5 protein-coding genes (1 of these 5 only partly in view) are annotated in these 7,500 nt (G+C 65.7%); all 5 read left to right on the top strand.

Translation table 11 applies throughout. The annotated features are described in order from the left end of the window. Positions 1-844, top strand: partial view of an aspartyl/asparaginyl beta-hydroxylase domain-containing protein gene (locus GJ693_RS03780; protein ID WP_156255006.1) — the 3' portion only. Its footprint begins 341 nt before the window's first position; the window shows 844 of its 1,185 coding nt (coding positions 342-1,185); its start codon lies beyond the left edge, outside the window; it ends in the stop codon at positions 842-844. A gap of 257 nt (positions 845-1,101) precedes the next feature. Further along, complete coding sequence (locus GJ693_RS03775; RefSeq protein ID WP_156255005.1) at positions 1,102-4,065, top strand: TonB-dependent receptor domain-containing protein; 2,964 nt, start codon at positions 1,102-1,104, stop codon at positions 4,063-4,065. Between the two features lie 86 nt (positions 4,066-4,151). Then, on the top strand, positions 4,152-5,135 hold the full coding sequence (gene cysD / locus GJ693_RS03770; protein WP_156255004.1) for a sulfate adenylyltransferase subunit CysD: 984 nt from the start codon (positions 4,152-4,154) through the stop codon (positions 5,133-5,135). 26 nt (positions 5,136-5,161) lie between these two features. After that, on the top strand, positions 5,162-6,991 hold the full coding sequence (gene cysN / locus GJ693_RS03765; protein ID WP_328598815.1) for a sulfate adenylyltransferase subunit CysN: 1,830 nt from the start codon (positions 5,162-5,164) through the stop codon (positions 6,989-6,991). Between the two features lie 40 nt (positions 6,992-7,031). Continuing rightward, the coding region (locus tag GJ693_RS03760; protein ID WP_156255002.1) for a tetratricopeptide repeat protein at positions 7,032-7,500 on the top strand (469 nt) is incomplete at its 3' end.

Raw genomic sequence — 7,500 nt, 5'->3', positions numbered from 1 at the left:
CCAGGCCGGGCTGGCGCACGCGCGGGCCGCGGTGGCCGCGGAAACGGCGAGCCTGGCGTCGCGGCTTGATGCCGTACTGACCGATGCGGCGTCGCTGGCGGCAGGTGTCGAGGCCGAGCGGTTCCGCCATGCGGTGGATATCCAGCTTGGCCGGCGCCGCGCCTATGTCCACCAGCCGCTGGTGCTGAATTATCCCTATCTGCCGGCCATCCAGTATTTCGATCGCGCGCTGTTCCCCTGGCTGCCGCAGCTGGAGGCCGCGACTCCGGTCATCCGCGCTGAATTGCAGGCGCTGCTGGCGGCGGGCGGTGGCGGCTTTGCCCCCTATGTGCGCTATCCGCGCGGCGCGCCGGTGAACCAGTGGAGCGAACTCAATCACAGCGATGCCTGGGCCGCGACCTTCTTCATCGAACATGGCGTGCCGAATCCGGCGATGCGGGAACATTGCCCGCAGACGGCGGCGCTGCTCGACACGTTGCCGCTGCTCGATCTGCCGGGGCGTGGTCCGGTCGCCTTCTTCTCGTTGCTCAAGCCCGGCACGCGGATACCGCCGCACACCGGCGCCACCAACATCCGCTCCATCATCCACCTGCCGCTGATCGTCCCCGATGGCTGCACCTTCCGTGTCGGCAACGAGACCAGGCCGTGGATCGAGGGTGAAGCCTGGGCCTTTGACGACACCATCGAGCACGAGGCGCTCAACCCCAGCGATCAGCTGCGCGCCATCCTGATCGTCGATGCCTGGAACCCGTATATCGGCCTGGCCGAGCGCGATCTGATCCGCCGCTGGGTGCGCGAACTGGATGAACACGGGCAGGGCCTGGCCGGCTTTTCGGCGGCCTGAGTCCCGGCCCGCCCGGCCAATGCGACAATATTGTTGCGCGTCTGCAACACCCCCTGCCGGATTGTCGCTGCCACGGCCTGAGGCGTTTGACTTAGGACAAGCCATCCAACATGGAACGACGCAGGCCCAAAGAGGGCTTGACGTGCGCTGTCCGGTTTCGGTCGGGCAGACGATGTCGGGGGAACAAGGGGATGGGGACGTCTTCCCGCCGGCATCGCGCAACGCACACTCATTTTGTTCAGAAGAAGGATGCACACGTGAGGACCAACACCTTGAAGCGGCAGGCGCTCATTGGCAGCTCCGCCCTCGTGGCCGTCGCGCTGCTGGCCAGCCAGCCGGCCTTTGCCCAGCAGACCGCCGCTGCCGACGCCGCTGCCGATGAAGAAGGCACCATCGTCGTCACCGGCTCGCTGATCAAGAACCCGAACCTGCAGCTGTCCAGCCCGGTGAACGTGGTGAGCGAGCAGACCATTCAGGCTCGCCAGATCCAGAACGCCGAAGAACTGCTGCGCGACCTGCCGGGCGTTGTTCCGGCCATCGGCTCGGCCGTGAACAACGGTAACGGCGGCGCCTCCACGATCAACCTGCGCGGCCTCGGCTCGCAGCGCAACCTGGCGCTGATCGACGGCGATCGCATCGTGCCGTTCGGCTCGGGCGGCATCTTCGACTTGAACAACGTCCCGCTGGCGCTGATCAGCCGCGTTGACGTGCTGACCGGCGGTGCTTCGACCACCTACGGCGCCGACGCCGTGTCGGGCGTGGTGAACTTCGTCACCAAGCAGAACTTCACCGGCTTCGATGCCCGCGTGTCCTATGGCCTGACCGAGCGTGGCGACGGCAACCGCTTCCGCGCCGACGTCACCATGGGCGGTGACTTTGCCGACGGCAAGGGCAACGCGGTGATCAGCCTGGGTTACCAGAAGACCGATCCGGTCTATCAGGGTGACCGCGACTTCTCCCTGTTCCAGATCAGCTCGGCCAACGGCCGCGCCGCCGGCGGTTCGCCGACCGACACGCCGACCAGCTTCGACTTCACTGGCGAGCAGGATTTCCTGTTGCAGAACACGCCCAATGGCGATGGTTTTGTTCCTGCCAATGTGGACGGCTTCAACTTCGCGCCGTTCAACATCTTCCAGACCCCGTTCGAGCGTTTCAACATCTTCGCCCAGGCGAAGTATGAAATTGCCGACGGCATCGAAGTCTATGGCCGCGGCATGTTCTCCAAGAACAGCGTCAAGACCATCATTGCCCCGTCGGGCGTCTTCGGTGAATCGCTGACGACGAACATCAACAACCCGTTCATCTCGGCTGGTCAGCGCGCCACCATCTGCGCTGCCATCCCGACGCTGGACTGCTCGGTGGGTTCGACCGCTACCTTCGTCATCCCGGCCGTGTATCGCCGTACGGTTGAAGTGGGTCCGCGCACCAGCAACTTCGTCACCACCCTGTTCGACTACAAGGTCGGCGTGCGCGGCGACATCACCAGCTCGATCCGCTTCGACGTCAGCGCCTCCTATGGCCAGTCGAACCAGGTCCAGAACCTCGATGGCTACACGCTGAAGTCGCGCGTGTCCCAGGCCCTGCTGGCCGACAACACCACGGCTTGCCGCACGATTGCTGGTGGTTGCGTCCCGCTGAACCTGTTCGGCGGCCCGGGCTCGATCACCCCGGCAATGGCTAACTACATCCGTGGCCAGTCCACCGTTGCGGTTGACACCGGCCTTGGCCAGGTGCGTGGCGTCATCAACGGCGACGTGGGTCTCACCATCCCGTCGGCGGCCAACCCGATCAGCTTCGCGGTCGGTGCCGAGTATCGCAACTACACCTATCGCCGGACCCCGGACAATTTGAGCCAGGTGCCGGGCGAACTGGGCGGCGGCGGCGGCGCGGTGCTGCCCTTCACCGGCGGTTACGACGTTTACGAAGGCTTCGCCGAAGTCAACGTGCCGCTGGTTGAAGACAAGCCGTTCTTCAAGTCGCTGGCGCTGGAAGGCGGTATCCGCCAGTCGCACTACTCGATCAACGCGCCGGGCAATCCGTCGTTCGATACCACCACCTGGAAGCTGGGTGCGTCGTGGGCGCCGTCCAACGACATCAAGTTCCGCGGCGGCTACAACCGCGCTGCCCGCTCGCCGAACATCGGCGAACTGTTCGCGCCGGTCGCGACCGGCCTGACCAGCCTCGCGGTTGATCCGTGCTCGGGCACCAAGGCCCAGGGCAACGCCAACCTCACGGCGGTCTGCATTGCGCAGGGCGCCACGGCGAACCAGATTGCTGCTGGCAGCATTCAGGACCCGGCGGCTGGCCAGGCCAACGCCACTGGCGGCGGCAACCCGAACCTGCGTCCGGAAATCGCCGACACCTGGACCATCGGTGGTGTGCTGACGCCGTCGTTCCTGCCGGGCTTCGCGCTGACCGTCGATTACTTCAATGTGAAGGTCAACACGGCCATCGCTGCCGCCACGCCGGGTGATATCATCAGCGCTTGCTTCGATAATATCACGGCGACGTCGGCAACCAATCCGGCTTGCACGGAGATCCGTCGTAACCCGGTGAATGGCCGCTTGTCTGGTCCGACGGGCACGACTTTCGGCCTGCCGCAGCCGCTGACGAACCGTGGTCGTTTCGAAACCTCGGGTATCGATCTCTCGGCCAATTACGCGACTGATGTGGGTTTCGCGAAGCTCAACCTGAACTTCAACGGCACCTACACGCTGCGTAACCGTTTCCGTGCCTCGGCAACCGCGCTCAACCGCGAGTGCATCGGCCAGTATTCGGTCAACTGCGGTGTGTCGAACGGCGCCATCCAGCCGAAGTGGACGCACAACGCGCGGGCTGGTCTGGACTTCGGTCCGGCCAATGTCTTCCTGCTGTGGCGCTACATCGGCAACATGCGCTATGAAGACAACCGCAACCCGGCGACGGGTGCCCTGCTGCTGGCTCCGCGCTTCAATGGCGTGATCACCGGTTCGGGTCCGCTGGTGGGTCGTACCTACAACTTCAACCGGATCAGCGCCTACAGCTACTTTGACATGGGCGCTGGCTTCAAGATCATGGACAACGTCAGCCTCGACCTGCTCGTGGCCAACCTGTTCGACAAGAAGCCGCCGATCGTCGGTTCGACGCTGGGCACCACCGGCCAGAACAGCGGCAACACCTATCCGTCGACCTACGACGCGCTGGGCCGCCGCTACAACGTCACGCTGGGCGTGAAGTTCTGATCCTTTAGCAAGATCAAGAAACTCTTGGGGGTGGGCCATTGGCCCGCCCCCTTTTCTTTTGGGCCATTCCCGGCCAGACAGCGGCCATGGTCATCCTGCCGCCATCGATCGAAGATTATGCCCGCCGCTTCCAACCGGCGGCAGGCGGCGTGCGCCACCAGCGGTCGGCCCCGCTGTCGCCGCACCTCGCCCGGCTTGAGGCGGAGTCCATCCATATCCTGCGCGAAGTCGCTGCCGAATTCCGCAATCCGGTCATGCTCTATTCGATCGGCAAGGATTCAACGGTGATGCTGCACCTGGCGCTGAAGGCCTTCTGGCCGGCGCGGCCGCCGTTTCCGTTGCTGCACATCGACAGCCTGTGGGAATTCCAGGCCATGGGCAGCTTCCGCGATGATCTGCGTGATGCGCTCGGCATCGATATCCGCGTCCATGTCAACGAGGCTGGACGGGCCCGCAACCTCAGCCCCTTCGTGCATGGATCGGCGCTGCACACCGAAGTGATGCGCACCGAGGGCCTGTTGCAGGCGCTGAACCAGGGCCGCTTCGATGCTGCCATCGGCGGCGGCCGCCGCGACGAGGAGAAGAGCCGCGCCAAGGAGCGCATCTTCTCGCATCGCGACGCCAACCAGGGCTGGGATCCGCGCAACCAGCGCCCGGAACTGTGGAACATGTTCAACACGCGGCTGGGCCCGAATGAGTCCATGCGTGTCTTCCCGCTCTCCAACTGGACCGAGCTCGATATCTGGCGCTACATCGCCGAAGAGGCGATCCCGGTGGTGCCGCTCTATTTCGCGGCCGAGCGCCCCACGGTTGTGCGCGACGACGTGCTGTTGATGGTGGACGATGATCGCCTGCCGCTGGCGCCCGGCGAGCAGCCTGAAATGCGCCGCATCCGTTTCCGCACCCTGGGCTGCTACCCGCTCACCGGTGCGGTGGAATCCGATGCGGCGACGCTGCCGGAAGTGGTCGCCGAAATGGCCGCCGCCCGCACCTCCGAACGCCAGGGCCGGGTGATCGATCACGACGAGGCCGGTTCGATGGAGAAGAAGAAACGGCAGGGCTATTTCTGATGGGCAGGTCAGCTCCCGGCGGCGTATTGCGCCTTCTTACCTGCGGATCGGTGGACGATGGCAAATCGACCCTGATCGGCCGGCTGCTGCACGACACCCAGCTGATCATGGAAGACACGCTGGTCAGCCTGGCGCGCGACAGCCGCAAGCATGGCACCACCGGCGAAGAGATTGATTTTGCGCTGCTCCTCGATGGCCTGGAGGCCGAGCGTGAGCAGGGCATCACCATCGATGTGGCCTACCGCTTTTTCGAGACACCAGCGCGCAAGTTCATCGTCGCCGACACACCGGGCCACGAACAATATACGCGCAACATGGCGACCGGCGCCTCGACCGCCGATCTGGGCATCGTGCTGGTCGATGCGAGGAAGGGCCTGCTGCCGCAGACGCGCCGCCACAGCCTGATCCTGTCGCTGCTCGGCATCCGCCATGTCGTGCTGGCGGTGAACAAGATGGACCTGGTTGATCACGATGAAGCCGTGTTCCGCCAGATTGTCGCCGATTATCAGGCGACGGCAGCCGGCCTGGGCTTTGCCGGGATCACGCCGATCCCGATGGCGGCGCGGGCCGGTGCCAATGTTGCCGCGCCGGCTTCCGCCATGCCCTGGTATGATGGCCCGACCCTGCTGCAGCATCTGGAGCAGGTGGATATCGGCGCCGACAGCGACGGCCAGCCGCTGCGCTTTCCGGTGCAGTGGGTGAACCGGCCGAACGCGGATTTCCGCGGCTTTGCCGGCACGCTGGCCAGTGGCCGCATCGCCGTGGGTGATCCGGTGGTGGTGGCGCGATCGGGCGCCAGCAGCACGGTGGCGCGCATCGTCACCGCCGATGCCGACGTGGCGGAGGCGGAAGCAGGCGAGGCGGTGACGCTGGTGCTGGCTGACGAGATCGACGTGTCGCGCGGCGATCTGCTGGTGCCGCCGCAGGCCCGCCCGGATGTCGCCCAGCAGTTCGCCGCCAACCTGCTGTGGTTGCACGAGGACGCGCTGATTCCGGGCCGCCCTTATCATCTGCGCGCCGGTCCGTTCACCTGCCTCGCCAGCGTCACCCAGCTCAAGCATCGCATCGATGTGACCAGCGGTGAGCCGCGCCCGGCCCGCACGCTGGCCATGAACGAGATCGGGCTGGCCAATCTCGACAGCGCTGCACCCCTGGCCTTCGATCCCTATGCCGAAAACCGCCAGACCGGCGGCTTCATCCTCGTCGATCGCTTCACCAACCAGACGGTGGGCGCTGGCATGATCGTCCACCCGCTGCGGCGGGCGGCCAATATTCACTTGCAGGCGATGGCTGTAGGCCAGGCGCAGCGCAGCGTGCTGAAGGGCCATCAGCCGGCGGTGCTGTGGTTTACCGGGCTGTCGGGCTCGGGCAAGTCCACCATCGCCAGCGCCGTCGAGGCGCGGCTGGCGGCGCTGGGCTGCCACACCTATGCGCTGGATGGCGACAATATCCGCCACGGCCTCAATCGCGATCTGGGCTTCACCGATGCCGACCGGGTGGAGAATATCCGCCGCATCGGCGAAGTGGCGCGGCTGATGGCCGATGCCGGCCTGATTACCACTTGCAGCTTCATTTCGCCGTTCCAGGCCGAACGCCAGCTGGCGCGCGAACTGGTCGGCGGCGATCGCTTCCTCGAAATCTTCGTCGATGCGCCGATCGAGCTGTGCATGGCACGCGATCCCAAGGGGCTTTATGCCAAGGCAAAGGCCGGGGAGATTCGCAATTTCACCGGCTTCGACAGCCCCTATGAACGGCCGCACGCCCCCGATATCCTGATCAAGGCCGACGAGGAGAGCGTTGATCAGGCGGTGGAGCGCATATTGGCGACCTTGCGCGCGCGCGAAATCATCGCCTGAAGCCTTTCCTTTTGCGGCCACCCGTGAAAAAGCACGGGCCATGACCGACGCCACGCTCTCGCCCGACATGATCGGCCAGGCCCTGACCGCCCGCCGTTATGCCGATGCCTCGCACCTGCTCAAGGCCTGGGTCGATCAGCACCCCGATGACGCCGATGCCTGGTTCAACCTTGGCTATTGCCTGCGCCAGGTGCTGCAGCCGGAGGCAGCCCTGGCCGCCTATGGCCGCGCCGTGGAGGCCGGGCTGGCCGAGCCGGAGCAGGCGCATCTCAACATGGCGGCAGTGAAGGCCGAGGTGCTGCACGACGTGGCCGGCGCCCGCGCCAGCCTGCAGGCCGCGCTCGCCCTGCAGCCGGGCTTCGTGCTGGCCTGGCAGAATCTCGGCCAGCTGGAAGAGGATGTCGGTGATGTCGCTGCCGCCCGCGCCGCCTATGAAGCCGCGCTGCGCCATGCGCCGGGCCTGGGGCGGGCACACGCCCGGCTGGCGGGCATCGACGTGTTCGAAGGCC

Source organism: Sandarakinorhabdus oryzae, assembly GCF_009733735.1.
GTDB lineage: Bacteria > Pseudomonadota > Alphaproteobacteria > Sphingomonadales > Sphingomonadaceae > Sandarakinorhabdus > Sandarakinorhabdus oryzae.
This window is presented reverse-complemented; position numbering and strand designations above follow the sequence as displayed.

What these genes read in the sequence shown, in the direction of transcription:
- cysD (WP_156255004.1), top strand. Translation starts at nt 4,152, where the DNA reads ATGGTCATCCTGCCGCCATCGATCGAAGATTATGCCCGCCGCTTCCAA.